Origin of the sequence: Providencia rustigianii (genome assembly GCF_900637755.1) — a bacterium.
GTDB lineage: Bacteria > Pseudomonadota > Gammaproteobacteria > Enterobacterales > Enterobacteriaceae > Providencia > Providencia rustigianii.
Genome location: NZ_LR134396.1, coordinates 578,191 through 596,918, shown reverse-complemented (window position 1 = coordinate 596,918; position 18,728 = coordinate 578,191). Strand labels below are relative to the sequence as shown.

Here is an 18,728-nt window from a genome sequence, read left to right as displayed (position 1 = left end):
TTTTGGTTTATTTAGCAGCTTGTTTTGCTTTGAAGCGGCGTTCACCAACGAAGTAAATGCCCACATATACAAAGCACAACATAGAAACTAAGAAAGAAAGCTGGAGTGAATGAGTGAGGTCTGCAACATAGCCTTGAATCGCAGGAACCACTGCCGCGCCGACTATCGCCATCACAATCACCGCACCCGCCATTTCAGTATGTTCGTTATCAACTGTCTCGAGGGTTCCCGCATAGATAGTTGCCCAACATGGTCCGAACAAAATACTCACTAATACAGCAGCGTAAACAGCGGTAAAGCTTGGCATAAAGGCGACATACACTAAGAACAGCACGCCGATAATAGAATAGATAATTAGCACTTTATCGGCATTGAAACGGGTCATCAGAATGTTGGCAATAAATTTACCAATGAAGAAGCAAGCGAAACTGTACACCATAAAGTTAGAGGCATCACGCTCGTTGATATCGCCCATTTCAAGCGCTAAACGAATAGTGAATGACCAAACCGCAACTTGCATCCCCACATATAAGAACTGAGCGATAATGCCTTTTCTGAAACGACTGTTTTTCGCTAAGTATTTCAGAGTATCCATCGCAGATGGACGTTTATGTTCCACCGTTTCAGCCACTTTACATTTTGGAAATTTAGTCACTAAAAACAGAATCATTACCACGACCAACACCATAATCATATAACGGTAAGGTTCGAGGGTATTTTCTAACATTGCCAGACGGAATTCATGAAGCTGCGTCGCATCCATACCCGCCATTTGATTTTGTAAGCTTTCACCTTCTGAGAACACTAAATATTTGCCCAGCAAGATCCCGCCAGCGGCACCGATTGGGTAGAAAGTTTGGCTGATGTTCAAACGCAAGGTCGCATACTGTTTTGGACCAATCATCGAACTGTAGGTATTCGCTGCGGTTTCCAAGAAACTTAGGCCGATTGCGATCGCAAAGATCGCCGCTAAGAACATGGTGTAGGTTGCCATGTGTGAAGCTGGGAAGAACATGGTGCAACCCACGATGTACAAGATCAATCCAATCATGATCGCATATTTATAGCTGGTTTTTTTGATCACGAGTGAAGCCGGGATCGCAATCAAAAAGTAACCACCATAGAACGCACTTTGCACTAATGCTGACGCAAAGTTACTGAGTTCAAAAACGCTTTTAAACTGTGTGATTAAAATGTCATTAAGTGCAGCTGCACATCCCCATAACGGGAATAAGCAGGAAAGTAGGATAAATTGAAATAGAGGTGTCTTATTCAGGTACCCATCAGGTAACTGAGTGATGTTCTTAATGTTCATGGTAACCCTTAATAATTTTTATAATATTTTTAACCGGTTAAACGTTGCTTTATCGCTCTATTGGCGGCATTCATTTCAACCGGTCATGCTCAACATCATTCAAATTCAGAGCAAATATTGCGGGTACAGGCAATGCATCTGGTGCTTGAAAGACGATAAGGACTAATTACTTAACTGAACAAATTCACTAAATTGCTCAATACTCGGATAAGAGGATTGAGTACCTTTGCCTGTTACGCTAAATGCAGAAAACAGAACGGCTTTTTTCATTGCTTCTTCGATATTTCCGGTGTGAACATAGTAATGGGAGAAGCAACCGATGAAGGCATCACCTGCACCGCTGGTGTCGATAGCATTCACTTTGATTGCAGGGATTAACAACTCACTGTCACGAGTCATCCATAGCGCGCCTTTATCACCTAATGTAACAATCAGGTTTTTCAGTCCCTTATCTAATAAAGATTGGGCTGCGCGACGAACGTTATCCAAGGTATCTACTGGCATATTGGTGAGAATTTCCAGCTCCGTTTCGTTCGGTACAAAGAAGTCACAACGACACGCAAAATCTAAGTCCAATGAACGCTGAGCTGGGGCTGGGTTAAGCAACACAGGAATATTATGCTTATTCCCGAATGCAATTGCGTGATACACCGTTTCCAGCTGTACTTCTAATTGCAGCACGATCAACTTACATTTTTTCAGATCTTCAGCAGCGCGATCGATATCTTCTGGAGATAAGAATTTATTCGCACCTTTGACGATCAAAATACTGTTAGAGGAGTTTTGATTCACAAAAATTGGCGCAACCCCACTGGATGTACAAGGCACTTTTTCTACATAACGGGTATTGATGCCATAAGACTCAAGATTACGAATGGTATTATCAGCAAAGATATCGTCACCGACTTTGGTTAACATAATCACTTTTGAGTTCAGTTTTGCCGCAGCAACCGCTTGGTTAGCACCTTTACCGCCACAACCAATTTTGAACGCTGGCGCTTCGAGGGTTTCCCCCTCTTTTGGCATTTGATCGATGTAAGTGATCAAATCGACCATATTTGAACCTATAACTGCTATATCCATAATGTCCCTCGTGTTAAATAAATCACATAATGATATAATACTAACATTATCATGTTGCAAAAATATCATTTGTGATTAGGATCTCGAATAACGAATGATCAAGTGTTATATCTGCCACATTTCCTCATTCTTTGTTACCTAACCCACGTTTATCCTAATTCACATCATATAGGAAGGTTTAAAATGCAAGATTTAGCGAAATATATTGATCACACCTTACTCGCAGCAAACGCAACTGTTAATGATATCAAAACGTTATGTGCAGAAGCTGCACAATATCACTTTGCCTCTGTTTGTGTTAATACAGGCTATGTACCTCTTGCAAGCGAATGCTTAAAAGACAGTGATGTAAAAGTTTGCTGTGTGGTAGGCTTTCCTTTAGGCGCATGCTTAACAGAAGCAAAAGCATTTGAAGCAGCAGAAGCTGTTCGCCGTGGTGCCGATGAAGTCGATATGGTTATCAACGTTGGTATGCTTAAAAGTGGTGATTTAGAATTCGTTCGCCGTGATATTGAAGCTGTATTTGCCGCTTGCGGAAATGCCACTTTGAAAGTTATTTTAGAGAATTGCCTGTTAACTGATGAAGAAATCACACAAGTTTGTGAAATTTGCCGCACAATGAAAGTTGGTTTTGTGAAAACTTCAACAGGATTCAGTACAATGGGTGCAACTGAGCATCATGTCGCATTGATGCGTAAAGTCGTTGGTAACGAAATCGGCGTCAAAGCCTCTGGCGGTGTTCGTACTCGTGAAACAGCGATTAAAATGATTGAAGCCGGTGCTAACCGTGTTGGCGCAAGCGCAAGTGTCTCAATTGTGACTGGAGATGAAACCACTCCAAGTGAGTACTAAACAACGGGGCGCGGTTCGTCCGCGCCATTATAAAAAGGATTGTAGGGTGATAGAAACTAAACAAAAAGAACGCCTTCGCCGCTTAAGTGAATGTATCAAACGTTCAGGACGCATTCATCTCAAAGAAGCCGCTAGAATACTTGAAGTCTCTGAAATGACCATTCGCCGAGATCTCAATGCGGATACTGAAGGCCCTATCCCTATGTCACTGCTTGGTGGCTACATTGTTTCTGTCACTCAACCTACTTCCCACTTATCACCAACCGAACACCACGCTGATATTTTCACGCCCGATCAAACAGAAGAACTCTACATCCCTAATCTCGCCGCCAGTATGGTCAGTGAAGACGATGTGATCTTTTTTGATAATGGGATCGAAATGGCAACCTTGATTTCCCTAATCCCCGAAGAGATCAGTTTCACCGGAATTTGTTATTCCCATAACGTTTTTCTTGCTCTGAGCCAGAAAAAAAATGCCACTGCACTGCTCTGTGGTGGGGAATATCGTCCTAAAAGTGACTCATTTTATAGCCCAACACTGCCTTCATTACTGGACTCAATTAATCCCAAAAAAGCCTTTATGTCCGCCACTGGAGTCCACAGCACCTATGGCGTGACTTGCTACAATATCGATGATTTGCCGATGAAAAAGAAAGGAATGGAAAAATCTATCCGGAAGATTTTGTTGGCGCCTTATAATTTGTTCGATGAAGTCGCAACAGCCAATATGGGGGAGTTATCCCAGTTTGATGTGATTGTGACTAATCGACAACTTACTGATGAGTATGAAGCGTATTGCCGAAATGGGTTTGTGAAGGTGATTTATTAAAATGGGATTTCCTTATGTGTCGATTTTGATAACAAAAATCGACACTTTTTTCAGATTTTAATCGTCAGATAATCTTCCGCTATTTCTGTCGCCGGAAATTCAGCTTGGCATTCGGCTAATAATCTGGGGATGTCTTGAGGCCCATAACGTGCACTTATATGGGTGGCGATAAAGCGTTTTACTCCTGCCTGCCTAGCAAGCAATGCTGCTTGGCGAGTTGTTGAATGCCCACGCTCATTGGCTTTATCTTCAAATTCAGCCTCTAAGGTTGTTTCATGAACCATGACATCCGCATCTTTGGCCAATAGTAAGGCATTCGGTGTTGGGATAGTATCTCCAAAAATGGCAACGACTTTACCTTTTCTTGGTTCCTCCAGATAATCGGTGCCATTAACCTCTCGCCCATCATCTAATTGAATCTGCTTCCCTTGCTTCAACGCCAGCATCCATGGCCCTCGGGGGATATTATCTTGAGCCAGTTTGTCAGCATTTAGAGCTCCTAGTTTCGCGTATTCCTCAATGCGATAGCCATAACATTCCACCCGATGATCGAGAGAATATGCCGTCACAATCAGTTTTCCATCATCAAATAACTGCCCCGCTTCGATTTCAATAATCTCAAGAGGATAAGTCATATAGGAGCTACTGAGCGACAATGCGGTTTCTATATACTGTTTCAATCCTTTAGGCCCATAAATCGTCAATGGGTCAGTTGATCCCCCCATAGAGCGACTGCATAGCAACCCCGGTAGCCCAAAAATATGGTCACCATGTAAGTGTGTAATAAAGATTTTTTCAATTTTTGAGGGTTTAAATGGACTGTTTAAAATTCGGTGCTGAGTTCCTTCCCCACAATCAAATACCCAATAATTTTTGCGAATTCCAATCAAATCCAGCAGCATGCTGGTGACATTTCGATCTTTTGTCGGTACACCCGCGCTGGTTCCTAGAAACGTTAATTCCATTCCCATTCCTTATTTATATTGTTCTTTTTATTAGATATGCCCCCAATCTAACCCGAACTTCACCTGCTAGTTACGTAATCGATCAGCATCATTAGGCTGTCTTTACGGCTGCCGAGAAACAGTAAAATAGGACATCAAGATTGATGCCCTATGCATTCTTTATCGATCAATGCCTACCGCCAGCATTCATTTTTCATAACAGAATATTTCCCTGCCCCCATTAGTGCGATAGCAATCGCACTAACAAAGAAATACACAATACTTTCAATTGCCCATGCACCCGTTTTATCGAGTATAAACGTTTTATCTAGCCCAATCATTAGCCATGCAATAAACATTGTGAATGCGACCAGCAAAGCAGAAGGTCGGGTCAGAATCCCTAAAATAATAAAAATAGGCGCAATAACTTCACCGACAATTGTGCCGTAGGCAATGAATTCGGGCAAACCGTATGAGGCTAACAATCCTTTGATACCACTAGCCCCCGTTAATAGCTTACTCATTCCGTGAAATAGCATTAATCCACCCACAGCTAAGCGCAATAGCAATTTTCCTGCATCTTCATGTGACAAACAACGGTTGAATAGTCCGATCATTTTATACCCGCCCTATTAAGTTACGTTATTTATCATTATGACCGAGAAATTCAAAATGAGAATTATTTTAATTTAGATTTACCACATCTATATCAAGGTTATTTCAATAATAAAAAAATCATAACCACTTATTCAAAAATAGCGTTTATTAATTCGATATATAAACAAAAAAATTGAACAAGTCTCAATTTTAAAAGTTATCACTAAAAACTAATAAGCAATTTTATCCTTAAATTTAAATATTCCGTATTAAATTGCACTATATTGGTGCCTTTAAAATGTTTTTCATGAAACTGTAACGTTAGTTAAATTAGATCTGATGAAATTATTTTCATGATAATTAATGTTGTTAATCGTTTTGATTATTTTTTTAATCTTAAATTAATTTATTCTAAAAATAAAAAAGCGGAAGTTTAAAAAACAAACAGTGGAGATGAATATTTTTCATAAACAATATAAAATTTATATCTTAATAATTTTATTTATTATTTTTATCTTTACTAGATACACCTGACAATATCACTAGCATCTTTAATCATTTATTCTTTCACTCCCTTTTTTATTGGATAAATATTCTATTAAATTAAATAAGATTAATCTTGAAGTTCTTAATTCATTAACTACGCTTAACAAAGCTAGGTAATTCTACTAGCTAAATCGCATCTGTATTTTACTAATACACAACCTCAATGGGATTAATTATGCCTAGACATATACTTTCTCTGTCGATATTTTCTTTATCTATGATATCGGGTTCAGTACTTGCAGCAACGAATAGCCCTGGAGGCATTATTTATTTCTCAGGTGCTATTAGTGATACTACCTGCACGATTAATGGTGGTAATAGTGCTGACATGGCGATCGCATTAGATCCAATTGTCCCAGCTGATGCTGGTACATCGGCTAATACGGTGATAACTAAAAACCAAAAAACGTTTGCTCTTACATTTTCAAATTGCGCACTTGTTGGTGCAGGAACACCAACTGGCACATTAAAACTGCATTTCTCATCAAGTACTATTTCTCCCTCTGGTTTGTATTTAATGAATACAACCGCAAATGAAAATGACCCATCAGTCGCACGAAACGTTGGTTTCAGCCTGTCACAAACAACGACACCAACCGTTGCGATTCCATTAAATTCAACCTTTGATACTCAGTTAACCGCTGCAAATACAACATCAGCCGCAGGTTCAACCTTAAGCTTAATCGCTAGCTACTACAAAACAAATGCTACTGCTGCCCAAGTTGGAGCTTTGCAATCAAACGTAATTTATACCGTTTCATATCTATAACAACTAATGAATAAAGCTAGGCTCTCTGAGCCTAGCTTTTAGTGAGAAATTACGATGAAAATAATACTCTTATTCTTACTTGCTTTATCATTTCCATTAAAAACATTTTCAAATGTAATTATCACGGGTACTCGAGTTATATATCCAGAAGCAGCTGATAGCATGGTAGTTCAATTAACCAATAACAGTACATCACCTTCATTAATTCAGTCATGGATTGATAGTGGAGATATAAATTCAACACCAGAAAATTCAAATGCCCCTTTTTATCTTTATCCACCCATAGTCAAAGTAGATGGTTTACAAGGGCAGCAATTGAAAATTAAAAAAACTGATATAAAACTTCCTGATAATGTTGAAAGCGTTTTCTATTTAAATATTTTAGATATTCCTAAAACACCTGATTCAATGATAGGAAAAAATACGATTCAATTAGCTACACGTTCAAGAATTAAAATATTTTATCGTCCAAAAGCCTTAACTGAAAGATCCGAAGATATTACGGAAAAAATCAGTTATCAAATAAATAGCAATAATGTATTAGTTAAAAACAACTCACAATACCATTTTACTATTGTGACGATAACAACACCTGAAGATAAAAACCTAGCTCTTGTTGATTCAGAAATGATCCCGCCTTTATCATCAAAAGAGTTACCTTTAAAAGGAAAGTTAAAAAATCACAATCTCATACTCAGCTATGTTGACGACTATGGTGTTTTCAGATCTAAAAATATTCAGCCTTAATAGAAGAAATCATCATGAAAAGAGAAAACTATTTCTACATCCTGATCTTAATAGGGCTACAAACATATTCAAAAAACTCACTTTCAGATGAATTTGATACCTCTTTATTGGTGGGTGAATCTGGAAAAGGGGATATTTCTCGATTCTACGCTGAAGGGAAAATACCATCAGGAAAACAATTGGCAGATGTCTATGTTAATCAGGTTTGGCGAGGGCAATTTGAAATTGGCATCGAAGATAATGGTAAAAAAATCAGTATTCCACAAAGCGATATAACCAAATTAGGCTTGAAACCATCACCGAGAAACATTGAGCCAGTACAAGATAATCACTATGTATTAATTGATTCACTCGCATCTAATATTCATTACAAATTCAAAATCAACGAATTACGTTTAGATATGATGGTTCCACAAGCATCGCTCAAACAATCTGAATCAGGTTACGTTGACCCTAGCTTATGGAACTACGGTGTTCCTGCTATTATTTTTTCTTATAATACAAACTATTACAGCTATAAAGAAAAACAAAATGAGAAGCGTAATAATGACAGTTTTTATGCAACATTAAACTCAGGCATCAACTTAGGTGCATGGCAATTTCGTGATGAATCCAGCTATCGCTATACTTCCCACAGCGCTCAAAAATGGACAAATAACACTCGCTATGGCTATCGCCCCATCAGCCAAATTAATTCGGGCTTGAAAGTGGGTGACTTCTATACCCCCAGTGCTTTATTTAACAGTATTCGCATTCGAGGAATGATGTTAGCAACTGAAATGGGGATGCTCCCCAATTCCAGCCAGAATTTTGTGCCGATTATTCGAGGAGTGGCGCAGACTAACGCCCTCGTTACCGTTTATCAAAATGGCTATTTAGTCTTTCAGGAAAATGTTCCTCCTGGTGAATTTTCATTTAATGATATTCAACCTAGTGCAGGTAGCGGTGATTTATTGGTGGTTATTCAAGAAGCTAATGGCAGAAAAGAGACTTTTACAGTCCCATACTCAACGGTACCAAATATGCTCAAAGAGGGGATTTACAATTACAACCTTTTGGCTGGGCAATCAAAAATTGATAATACATCCTATCAACCTAAATTTGTGCAAGGTGAAATTAACTACGGGCTAAATAATCTTGTCACTCTCTATTCCGGTATTTTGTTTAGTGAAAAGTATCGTTCTGCTGTGATCGGCAGTGGATGGAATTTTCGTTTTGGTGCTATCTCTGCGGATATTACCCATGCAAATACCACTCTCGATAGTGGCGATAAAAGTGGGCAAAGCTATCGGCTAACCTATAGTAAATTTATTAATTCAACCTCAACCAATTTAACCCTTGCCACTTATCGTTATTCAACCAGTGGCTATTATAGCTTTACTGATTCTATTTATTCCCATGATAACTACCAAGCATGGAAAAGATATCAAGATGAAAACTCAAATCAAATTGGTAATAACAATAATTCAGATATCTCATTAAGTACGTTCGATGCACTGCGTGGTTCCCGAGCTAAAAATACCTTCACCATAAACTTGAATCAGCAACTGGGTGAAAATTTTGGCTCCATTTTCGTCTCCGGTACCCATCGCGATTACTGGAATACCAACGGTAATAGCCGCGAGTATCAAGTCGGTTATTCAAACAACTATCATGATATTTCCTACAGTGTCTCCGTATCACGTATTCGTAATTATGATAACAATGAAGAAACTCGCTTATACATGAATGTTAGCGTCCCTATTCAGTTATTTGAAAAACGCGCAAACATCAGTATGGGCAGTTACTTTACCGATTCACGCTATCAACAAGCCACACTGAGTGTCAGTGGTATTGCAGGGGAAAATAATCAAACTAATTATACTGTTAATGGTACCAATCAATCTGGTGGTAATAATTTAATCGGTGGAAATGTCAGCTATAAGCACCCTGATACAACCCTGTCCGGGTCTTATACCGAAGCCAATGATTATCGCCAAGCTGGATTAGGTATGAGAGGCACGATTGTGGCAATCCCCGGACATATTGCCTTATCCGGTGATACCGGGCAGACCTACACCATTATTGATGCCCCAATGGCGAATAATATGATGGTTAACTCGGATAAAACAGCGCTAACTAATCAACAAGGTGTAGTCCTGCTGACTAACACCACGCCATACAGAGCAAATACTTATACCCTATCTGATACCGAAAAAACCTCTGGAGCTGAAGTCATTGGTAATATGGCCAATATCAGTCCATACCAAGGCGCCGTTAATTATATCCAGCTAGAAACGGATACTCGACAAACCTTTATTTTACGCGGTGAACTCGCAGATGGAAAAAATCTACCGTTCGGCACTGAAATTATGGATGCACAACAACAAAGCATTGGCTATGTCGGGCAATCAGGTGTGCTGTACCTAAAAAGCGATCAATTCCCATCGGCTATCTATATCAAACTTAAAGGGAATCAAACATGTGTTATCCACCATCCAGTGAATACGATGGATAAAAACAAAAATCTCTGCCGATAAAGGAAAAAATGATGAAAACAACGAAATTGGCATTATTGCTTTCAGCCTTACTAGCAACAAGTCAATATGCATCTGCAAATTGTCGGCAGGTCTCAACCGTGACAGCACCTGCGATTTCTTTTGATTTATCAACGGAACTAACCAGCACATCTACGCCTATATCGAAAGCGACTCGCACGACATATCCGGGTAATTTTACGTGTACTCCACGTGGTGTTTTCCCAAATACCGTTGGGATAGCATCACCGTTTCAAAACCGAACGGCAACCGTAGGGTTCAATGGCGGAAAGCAGTTTGTGTCTATTACAGTAACCGCTTTGGAAAAAAATAATGTGTCTAATATTACTACGGGGTCACATCCTGCGTCAGATCTTGATGCTAATTTTACGATGCAATTTACTTTAGTTGATAGCAAGCCTGCGACAAACTATATTGAAGTGCCGGGTAGCACCACCACAATTACCCCTGTCGTTTTTGCCTCTGATGCTTCAACACTCGGGCTCGTTGAATGGCTCATTGACGTTGTTGCAAGGCTTCTTGCATTTTTACTGGGATTTGTATGGACAACCCAACCCGATGATATTTTCTTACAACCCGTCCAAATTACCTATAATCCCATACTAACCACCTGTAATTTTTCTAACCAAGGTTTGGTTGTGTCTCTTCCTCCAGTTAGTATCAATACAGTAAAAAATACCCCTCGAGCAGGTTATACCCCATTCAATCTTAACTTTGCCTGCAAAGATTTTCTTGCGGGTGGTAATGCCTCACGGGATATTTCTATATTTTTATCCAGTAATAGCTTACTCGCGGGCGATAAAACAGTATTAAATAACACAGCAAATCAAGGTGTGGCGGGTGTTGGTTTTAGGCTCGTTACAGCAAGCAATATCAATACACCATTAACCTTGTCTAATAGTACCTCAGCTCAAAGTAATGCCACTTCAATTTTTAGTGTGAACAAAGGCAACCCAATAGCCCCTTCATTTTCCATCAACATGGGGGCTTATTATTACCCTTATAACCCGAACAGCATCACTCAAGGCGCCGTTTCTAGCACTGCGACTGTTGTCATGTCATATAATTGAGGGTTAGCATCATGAGGCATATACAGAAAATCATCTACAGCTTAGTGCTACTCTTGTTGAGCCATCAAACCCACGCAAGTTTAATCTTAAAAGGCACTCGAATTATTTATCCAGGCGACAAGGAACGGATTAGCATTCAAACGGTTAATGATAGCGAGCAAGCCAGTTTGATTCAGAGTTGGATTGATGAAGGCGATATTCATTCAACACCAGAAACAACAAAAGCGCCGTTTATTGTCACCCCACCCGTTGCCAAGATTGCGGCCAATGAAGGGGCTCAACTGCGCATTCAATATATTGGAGAAGATCTCCCGCAAGATAGGGAATCCGTATTTTACTTAAACGTTCTCGATATTTCACCCAAACCCCAAAATAAACAAGGTATAAATCTGATACAGCTCGCATTACAAATACGCATTAAACTTTTTTACCGCCCCACAATACTCTCGGGTAACATTGAATCTGTTATTGACCTCGTGAAACTCTCATCTTCTGGTAAACAACTCATTATTGAAAATCCAACACCTTATTTTTTAAATATTTCAGAAGTTTATTATGAAAAAAACCAACAGAATCCAATAGCAAAAAGCGTTATGGTTGCACCATTTTCGGAACAAAATATCCATGAAAATAACGAACACAAACAAGATATTGTGGTTGTATTTATTAATGACCAAGGAAACCTTATTAGCCATAAAATAAAAAGAGCGTCTCTCTGACAAACTTTGCTGCTCGTACAATTTTTGGATTATGTTGATCTAATATTAAGAACAGCCCTGAATTGCCAAACTTCAAAAAATAGATAATGATGTTTGAATCTCAGCCAAGCAGAACCCACATGCGAAATATTTCACTGAACACAATTGATGCTGTGCCTCGTGATGTTTTAGCCATCGGTACAGATTACCCCCCGAATATGCTATTAAGTGCTCACGAACATCGCAGAGCGCAATTTTTATATGGGGCTACTGGGCTTATAGAGGTCAGTACTGCTGATGGAGAATGGGTTATTCCCCCGGATTGTGGCGTGTGGATACCGGCTCAAACACTCCATGAAACACGTATGCTCAATGTCAGTACTCGCAGCTTATATATTGAGCCTACCGTCGCACCTCGCCAAAGCCATAAGTGTGAAGTTCTGCGGGTTTCTGGGCTACTGCGTCAGTTATTGCTGGAAGCTGTCGATATTCCTTTGGAATACGACCTTCATGGGCGAGAAGGAATTTTAATTCAGTTAATATTACATGAGGTAGCACGAGCCAAACCGCTGCCTTTCTTTGCTCCCATTCCCCGTGATACGCATTTAGCAACGCTGTGTCGTGAGTTTTTAACGGCTCCGCATATCACGTCCCTTCCCCAAGAATGGGCGAAAAAATTACATAAAAGTGAGCGCTCATTTAGCCGTTTTTTTAGCGCGCAGACAGGCTTATCTTTCTCCAATTGGCGACAGCAAGCCTGCCTATTAAACGCCATTACAAATATATCTGCGGGCAAATCAATAACCGAAGTCGCCTTTGATCTCGGTTATTGTAACGTGGGTTCGTTCTCTACCATGTTTAAAAAATGGTTAGGACAAACCCCATCAAGCTTTATCCAGCGAATCGATGAGTAACTCCTACTCATAGGTTGCAATTAACCACGCAGAGCCATGATAGTCACCGGCTGCGGCATTTTCCCCTTGCAGGTGGCTAATAATTTCAAATGTTTTGTTAGCATAAATTTCTGTCCTTAACTCTTGACCCGATTGACCGGTCTCCTGATCTATAATCGTGAGCGCGCTATAAATTTTATCATTGGCATTATTGGTCATTGGTAGCCGCTTTTGAGGATCTTCATCTGAAGCATAATCCAGACGTAAACGCACTTTTGTTGAGGAGCTAAATAAGCAACTGTAAGTCACTTGTCCGTTAGTTCGACTGTCATAATTCAAACTGTTTAATTGCCCATGACGTAAGTTCAATACCGCTTTATCACCCGAGCTAGTACTGGTTGAGCACATGGCTCCCACATTGATTTGTGATGTTGCTAATCGCAGTGGCACTGAAACTTCATTCAGCGGCCAGCTATTAAAGGGTGGCGTCGACAAGGGATCGGTAAATGCACGCACATACCCCGCGAGATCCATACCATAAATCATCAACTGACCATCAATAATTCGCTCATTAATATAGAAAGTCATCGTAATGGGGAACTGACTATTAAACATAGGAACTTCGTACTTGGTATCTTCATAAGCCAGAGAACAAACCCCCGCACCCCGATTTGTCCACTGCATAATATCCGCTTCGACGGTCATCACTACGTTACTGTTAATGCGGTAAGTCTCTTTTCCACCAATGGAAATGCCTGTAGTTGGGACATACATAAATAATCGATGAAACGAATTGGTGGATAGAATTTGTGTACTGTTCCCCCCCCAGCGTCTCCCAACACATTTAACTATTCCCGACGCTTGAGCGGAGGTGCTGTCTAAGGTAATTGGGTCTCCCACCTGATAATAATTTTGACCATCACTGCCTTTGTAGGGAGTCGGATCTACCGTACTATTGTTATCGACTTTAAGCACGTATCCTGAGCTCGGATCAATAATCTGAGCGGCATAATCCGCATGTACCGTCATAGGTAATAATAGGCTCCCAGCTAAGTAAAATACTTTAGCTATGGGTTTAATCTTCAACATACCGGTGTTCTCACTAGTTGTAAGTGACTGAAATCATCATCGCAGATGTGAATTTCCCTACAGATAACTGGCTGACAGGCAAGGTATTAACCAACTGAGCCTGTAGATTAATTCGGTGCTCTGTCTCACTAATTAGCTCCGGATTGATCGGCTGAAGCTGATTAAGCCCCAGAGAATCTGTTTTTCCCCCAGTGACATCATAGAGATTAACGCCAAGCCCTTTTGTACTGGTGGATAGGATCTGCTTGCCACTGTATTCTTGAGTTCCATACCCTTTAGGATTTAGCAATATCGATAACCCCTTTCCACCATTGCACCCGCTGATATACACCGGAAAATCTTTTGCCAATGAAATTTCATTTAGATTGTGGGTCTCGATGGTTCCAAAATGGATTTGTAATGGAGAATTGCCGTCCTCACCACGGAGATTACAAGCCGGATCAACCATCGTAGCTGTCACATCCACCAGAACATCCCCGTATATCGCTGGGGAGTTCAGTAATAATAACCCCCAGAGATATAGACTTATTCTATTGATTCTTTTCACTATTCATACTCCAGAGCAAAAGTCACCCAACCAGAAAAATCACCTTCTTTGACTAAACCGGATTGTGGTTTACGAGCAAATACACCAAAGAAAAGTTCTTGTTCACAATCCGCTTCGATCACTTTTCCCACCTCCATCGGGGTATTCCATTCGATGGGTTTTTCGTCATGGGTCAATAGCCCTAAAACAACACCACTTTCCCCTTGAGTCGCCACATAATCGTGCCCATCAATATTCACTAGCTGGGAACTGTGCCATGTCATTTTGATTAGCTTGTCCAAATCACTAGGCTGGCAATTATCGATGCCAATAGAAAAAGACGTAATTTCGCTACGGTCTTCTTGATTAAGAGTCTGTAACCGTAAGTTTTCTAAACGAACTTCTTTATTCACGGATGTCGAACTCACCCGGCAAGATAAATTAATCAGTTCTCCACCGAACTCGACATCAAGAACCTGAGCATTTGCTTCTCTTGAAAAGATCCACAAAATAGCCATCAACAAAGTGCTACAGAGGGTAAGCGACTTATTCATAGCTAACCTCCAATCTGAATTGATGGGATCTTTCGCTGATATTTGGCAGCTGAATAAGGTTATTGCCATTCATTAATGCCATTGGATAACGCACTACTTTTTGCCCAGTAGAAAGATCAACTAATTGCAAAATAATGGGTGTTTTAGCTGTATGGTTAAATGTTCCAATCTCACTAAAACTGGTACCAGCACCACAATTAGTCAGCATTAACTTTCCCGCCAACTGCAAATCACAGGGTGCATTAAATACCGTCGCATTGACTAACAACCATCCCCCTTGAGATGATTCATAGCGGGGTTCATTGATGGGTACGCTTCCCACAAACTCATCGCCCACCACATTTACACTGGCTACTAGATTTATTGCGACTAACCCTAACCACAATGAGATATTTTTCATGTGCTTTCCCCTATCACTCACTGTTCCCCAGAAACGGTGCAAGTATCCCCTTGGCAACGAAATTCCAGTGTGGGTTTACCGCCATAGTCATTGATGTAGGTAAGATGGGGGGTATTAAGTGGATTTGATTTAATATCCAGCGTCGACTTCGGCGCAATCATCACCACCTCAAACGCACTCTCTTCAGACTGTTTACGATTATTTCCCACCCCAATAATCGTGAGATTAAATGGGGTAACATTGTTTAAACGATAGCCTTTTGGTGTTTTGACCAACGTGACTTTATGCGCCCATTTCGTTTCGGATTCGCCGATAATTTTAGCGGGACGATAAAACAGCTTTACACGGGATTGGAGGGCAATTTGTAGTGTATTTTCTTCCGTCGACTTCGGCGGAACTTCACGTAAATTAAAATAAAAAACTGATTCCCTATCATCGGGTAACTGACTAAATAAAGGCGTTTTACTCAGACGGACTAAACTGTGGCTATTAGGTTCAATACGCTGCAATGGTGGCGTTGCTAAAATGGCCCCTTTGGTTAATTTATTCCCCTGTAAATCCTCAATCCAGCTTTGGGCTAGATAGGCTTCTTCTGGATTATCATTGGATATGCGAATATTGATTGAATTCTCATTACCCGGAAAGATAATCCGAGTTCTATCCAGTGTTACTGCGCTATAAGATGCAAATGAAGTGATGGCAAGTAGCCCCATCAGTGATCTGCGAAAATTAGACATAATCAACCTCATAGAATGATTTATTGACGAAAAGATTATTGGCCACATGGCAGTAACAGCATGGAAGAAGAGGCATTCGGTGTGTCCGGCAGCATCAACTGACACTGTTTTTGATTACGCCAATACACCCACAAAGGCTCTTTTCCAGAAACGCCAACTAACCAAGTCACCCCATCTTCCCCAACGATCCCCAACTCTTGGTTAGCTTCATTACGAACGCTGGCACCAAATGGCGGTGTTTTACCTCCTTTCAGGGTTATCACGGCAAACACTTTTTCCCCTTTCATCACAGGGAAGGTGCGATAACCAATGGCACCTTTTGTCAGCGTGATATCACTGGTTGAACTCAACGCTTCAATATTTTCAGGTAACTTACTGGTATTGATAGAGGCTGTTGATTTTCGATAGCTATTCACATTCGGGATCACTGCGAGCCCAAATGCGTTAGTTTTGGTCACACCGTTATTCAAGGGAACGCCACCAATATCGGAGGTTTCTACCATTAAGCGCGTATCGCCATTCGCGGAACGGTGTAATGCAGCACCTTTACCCGTGACAGTAATACCGCTATTAATAGATGCCCCCACACTGCGATATTGATGAGGTACATAACTACCGTTGAATGAAACATTGGCATCCGAGAGATCGCGGGAATAGAAACCACTGAAACTGGTTTGGCTATCCATAGCCTGCCCATGGTTGTAACCCATAGTTAAGCTATAGCTATCATTATCTCCATAGCCGTTATAACCCACGTTATGGTTATATTGATTCTTTTTGGCTGACCGCGAATAAAGCTCGGAGAATGTCAGACTATGTCCGCTATACAGTGGAATCGTTAAGTACAAATTGATGGAATCATCTTCATAGCCGTTACTGCGCTCTGTACGTGTCGCGGATAACGCAATATTTCCGTTGTATTGAGAGAGAGATGGAAAACTCAAATTAGTATTGGCATATAAACCATATTGAGTTTGAGGATCATCCTGCCAATACGTACTGTATTGGTAATTGAACGACACATTAAAATTATCAAAATACTTATTAAGGTAAACTTGGTAGTTTTCTTTGGTCGCTCTTGGTGTGGCGCCCGTTCGATCTTCATCCATATATTGCGTCAAAGTGCGGTACTCTTTATCCGCAAACCGATAGCCAGCAAAGGTAATATCTGTGCGTAAATCATCAAATGATTTAGCATAATTGACGCGATAAGAGCGCCCTTGTAAGCGGTCTTTATCATCTGAATAATCAGCAAAAGATTGAGTGACATCCACAGAAATCGCCCCGAGAGAAAACAGGTCTCGCCCAATACCGAGTGCTGCACTTTGATAATAGGCATTGAGCTGAGCCCCCCCATAAAGCGACCATGCATTGGAGACACCGTATGACAATTCACCACTAATGACCGGCTCCCCCGTTAAATGTCGATTGTCATAACGTGTTTTACCTACCGCGGTCTTATAAACGACTCTTCCAGGACGCGTTAAATACGGTAAGGAGGCGGTACTAAGGCTAAATTTATTCTCTTCACCATTTTCCTCTCGTACGATCACATCTAAAAGGCCTCGAACGCCACTATCTAACGTCTGGATACGAAATGGCCCCGGTGGCACTGAGGTTTCTGAAATGATCCGATCTTGACTGCGCACGATCACAATCGCATTCGTTTTAGCCACCCCAATAATTTCTGGTGCATAACCAACTAACTTAGGAGGCAACATGCGATCATCACTTTCAATCGAGATCCCCGTGTATTGCCACGATTCAAAAACATCCGAATAAAAGTTATTTTCACCAAGAGTTAAGATCGCCGCAGAATCTTTTAGGGAACGAAAGGCATATAACCGACTGAAATCAAAATTATGCTTTTCTTGGTCATAATCCCCACCATGCTGCTTTTGATACGTGCCATTAAAATCACCACGTAAGCGCCACGCACCAATATTCACACCAGAAGTTCCATTGCCGGATAAATAGATACGCTTATTGCCTTCGCTTTCTTTAGTCGCCGAAATATTTGCGTTGTAATCGACAAATACTCCGTTGATACCGTCTTCCCATAACTTCGGAGGCACCCAATAAGGGTCCCGGTATTCCATCCACATCTGTGGAATGGTCATTTTGAGGGACATTGAGGGTAAATCGACTTTACTTTGTACCCCCGCAAGTGCCGAGAAATTTAAACATTTCCCATCATGAGATAAGGTTATTTTTTCTATTGATGATGGCTTAAAACCCATCAAATCCAGTAATTCCGGTGCGATACACACGAATTGAGACTGTATTTTCTGTACACTTTTATCTTCATAAACAGCCACATCTCGAGGTGCTCCTAAGCGCAGACCATTGACAAAAACGGTGAGAATATAATCGCCGGGAGGAACATACCCAGCAACGGAGAATTGGCTCATATCAATATTATTAATATCGCTAGCATCTAATACATCGGTATTAAATTCAGCGGCATACACATTTCCTATGCCCATACTCAGCGCTAACAAAACTGCCTGTCTTAGTTTGCTATGTTTGAACACCATGCTCT

18 protein-coding genes are annotated in these 18,728 nt (G+C 40.6%); 8 read left to right on the top strand and 10 right to left on the bottom strand.

What is annotated here, in order from left to right; genetic code table 11:
- Positions 1 to 7: 7 nt before the first annotated feature.
- Both fucP and rbsK read right to left on the bottom strand, forming a co-directional pair.
- Positions 8 to 1,315, bottom strand: a complete 1,308-nt coding sequence (gene fucP, locus EL244_RS02695) for an L-fucose:H+ symporter permease (RefSeq protein ID WP_006815977.1) — start codon at positions 1,313 to 1,315, stop codon at positions 8 to 10.
- Between the two features lie 162 nt (positions 1,316 to 1,477).
- Positions 1,478 to 2,398 carry a ribokinase gene (rbsK, locus tag EL244_RS02690; RefSeq protein ID WP_039855726.1) on the bottom strand — a complete coding sequence of 307 codons (921 nt, stop codon included), beginning with the start codon at positions 2,396 to 2,398 and terminating at the stop codon, positions 1,478 to 1,480.
- A gap of 183 nt (positions 2,399 to 2,581) precedes the next feature.
- On the opposite strand from rbsK, the gene deoC reads away from it, so the two are divergent.
- A complete protein-coding gene (gene deoC / locus EL244_RS02685) occupies positions 2,582 to 3,250 on the top strand; it encodes a deoxyribose-phosphate aldolase (protein ID WP_006815981.1) in 669 nt (222 codons plus the stop codon).
- Positions 3,251 to 3,296: 46 nt separating this feature from the next.
- A complete protein-coding gene (locus EL244_RS02680; RefSeq protein WP_126458561.1) occupies positions 3,297 to 4,079 on the top strand; it encodes a DeoR family transcriptional regulator in 783 nt (260 codons plus the stop codon).
- Positions 4,080 to 4,129: 50 nt separating this feature from the next.
- Here EL244_RS02680 and rnz read toward each other — a convergent pair whose 3' ends face one another.
- Positions 4,130 to 5,044, bottom strand: coding sequence for a ribonuclease Z (rnz, locus tag EL244_RS02675; protein WP_126458558.1), 915 nt, complete (start codon positions 5,042 to 5,044; stop codon positions 4,130 to 4,132).
- A 173-nt stretch (positions 5,045 to 5,217) separates the two neighbouring features.
- Entirely contained in the window at positions 5,218 to 5,640 is a 423-nt protein-coding gene (locus EL244_RS02670; RefSeq protein ID WP_006815984.1) for a DoxX family protein, read from the bottom strand.
- Positions 5,641 to 6,341: 701 nt separating this feature from the next.
- On the opposite strand from EL244_RS02670, the gene EL244_RS02665 reads away from it, so the two are divergent.
- The 6 genes from EL244_RS02665 to EL244_RS02640 all read left to right on the top strand — a co-directional run bounded on the left by EL244_RS02665 (position 6,342) and on the right by EL244_RS02640 (position 12,901).
- Entirely contained in the window at positions 6,342 to 6,935 is a 594-nt protein-coding gene (locus EL244_RS02665) for a fimbrial protein (protein WP_126458556.1), read from the top strand.
- Positions 6,936 to 6,989: 54 nt separating this feature from the next.
- Positions 6,990 to 7,682, top strand: a complete 693-nt coding sequence (locus tag EL244_RS02660) for a fimbrial biogenesis chaperone (protein WP_126458553.1) — start codon at positions 6,990 to 6,992, stop codon at positions 7,680 to 7,682.
- 14 nt (positions 7,683 to 7,696) lie between these two features.
- A complete protein-coding gene (locus EL244_RS02655) occupies positions 7,697 to 10,201 on the top strand; it encodes a fimbria/pilus outer membrane usher protein (protein ID WP_126458550.1) in 2,505 nt (834 codons plus the stop codon).
- 11 nt (positions 10,202 to 10,212) lie between these two features.
- Positions 10,213 to 11,289: a fimbrial protein gene (locus EL244_RS18260; RefSeq protein WP_126458547.1), complete on the top strand. Its 1,077-nt coding sequence runs from the start codon at positions 10,213 to 10,215 to the stop codon at positions 11,287 to 11,289.
- An 11-nt stretch (positions 11,290 to 11,300) separates the two neighbouring features.
- Positions 11,301 to 12,008, top strand: a complete 708-nt coding sequence (locus EL244_RS02645) for a fimbrial biogenesis chaperone (RefSeq protein ID WP_126458544.1) — start codon at positions 11,301 to 11,303, stop codon at positions 12,006 to 12,008.
- Between the two features lie 119 nt (positions 12,009 to 12,127).
- Positions 12,128 to 12,901: an AraC family transcriptional regulator gene (locus tag EL244_RS02640; RefSeq protein WP_126458542.1), complete on the top strand. Its 774-nt coding sequence runs from the start codon at positions 12,128 to 12,130 to the stop codon at positions 12,899 to 12,901.
- Positions 12,902 to 12,904: 3 nt separating this feature from the next.
- On the opposite strand, the gene EL244_RS02635 is transcribed toward EL244_RS02640, so the two are convergent.
- From EL244_RS02635 to EL244_RS02610, 6 genes are read right to left on the bottom strand one after another with little or no spacing between them, the layout of a single operon-like run.
- Positions 12,905 to 13,969, bottom strand: coding sequence for an adhesin (locus EL244_RS02635; RefSeq protein WP_126458539.1), 1,065 nt, complete (start codon positions 13,967 to 13,969; stop codon positions 12,905 to 12,907).
- Between the two features lie 13 nt (positions 13,970 to 13,982).
- A complete protein-coding gene (locus EL244_RS02630; protein WP_126458536.1) occupies positions 13,983 to 14,516 on the bottom strand; it encodes a fimbrial protein in 534 nt (177 codons plus the stop codon).
- Positions 14,516 to 15,049, bottom strand: a complete 534-nt coding sequence (locus tag EL244_RS02625; RefSeq protein WP_126458533.1) for a fimbrial protein — start codon at positions 15,047 to 15,049, stop codon at positions 14,516 to 14,518. Before EL244_RS02625 ends, EL244_RS02630 begins: the two co-directional genes overlap by 1 nt.
- Positions 15,042 to 15,449 carry a hypothetical protein gene (locus EL244_RS02620; protein ID WP_154600511.1) on the bottom strand — a complete coding sequence of 136 codons (408 nt, stop codon included), beginning with the start codon at positions 15,447 to 15,449 and terminating at the stop codon, positions 15,042 to 15,044. The genes EL244_RS02625 and EL244_RS02620 overlap by 8 nt, the downstream gene beginning before the upstream one ends.
- Before the next feature lie 17 nt (positions 15,450 to 15,466).
- Complete coding sequence (locus EL244_RS02615) at positions 15,467 to 16,186, bottom strand: fimbrial biogenesis chaperone (RefSeq protein ID WP_039855738.1); 720 nt, start codon at positions 16,184 to 16,186, stop codon at positions 15,467 to 15,469.
- A 35-nt stretch (positions 16,187 to 16,221) separates the two neighbouring features.
- Complete coding sequence (locus tag EL244_RS02610) at positions 16,222 to 18,723, bottom strand: fimbria/pilus outer membrane usher protein (RefSeq protein WP_126458527.1); 2,502 nt, start codon at positions 18,721 to 18,723, stop codon at positions 16,222 to 16,224.
- Positions 18,724 to 18,728 lie beyond the last annotated feature (5 nt).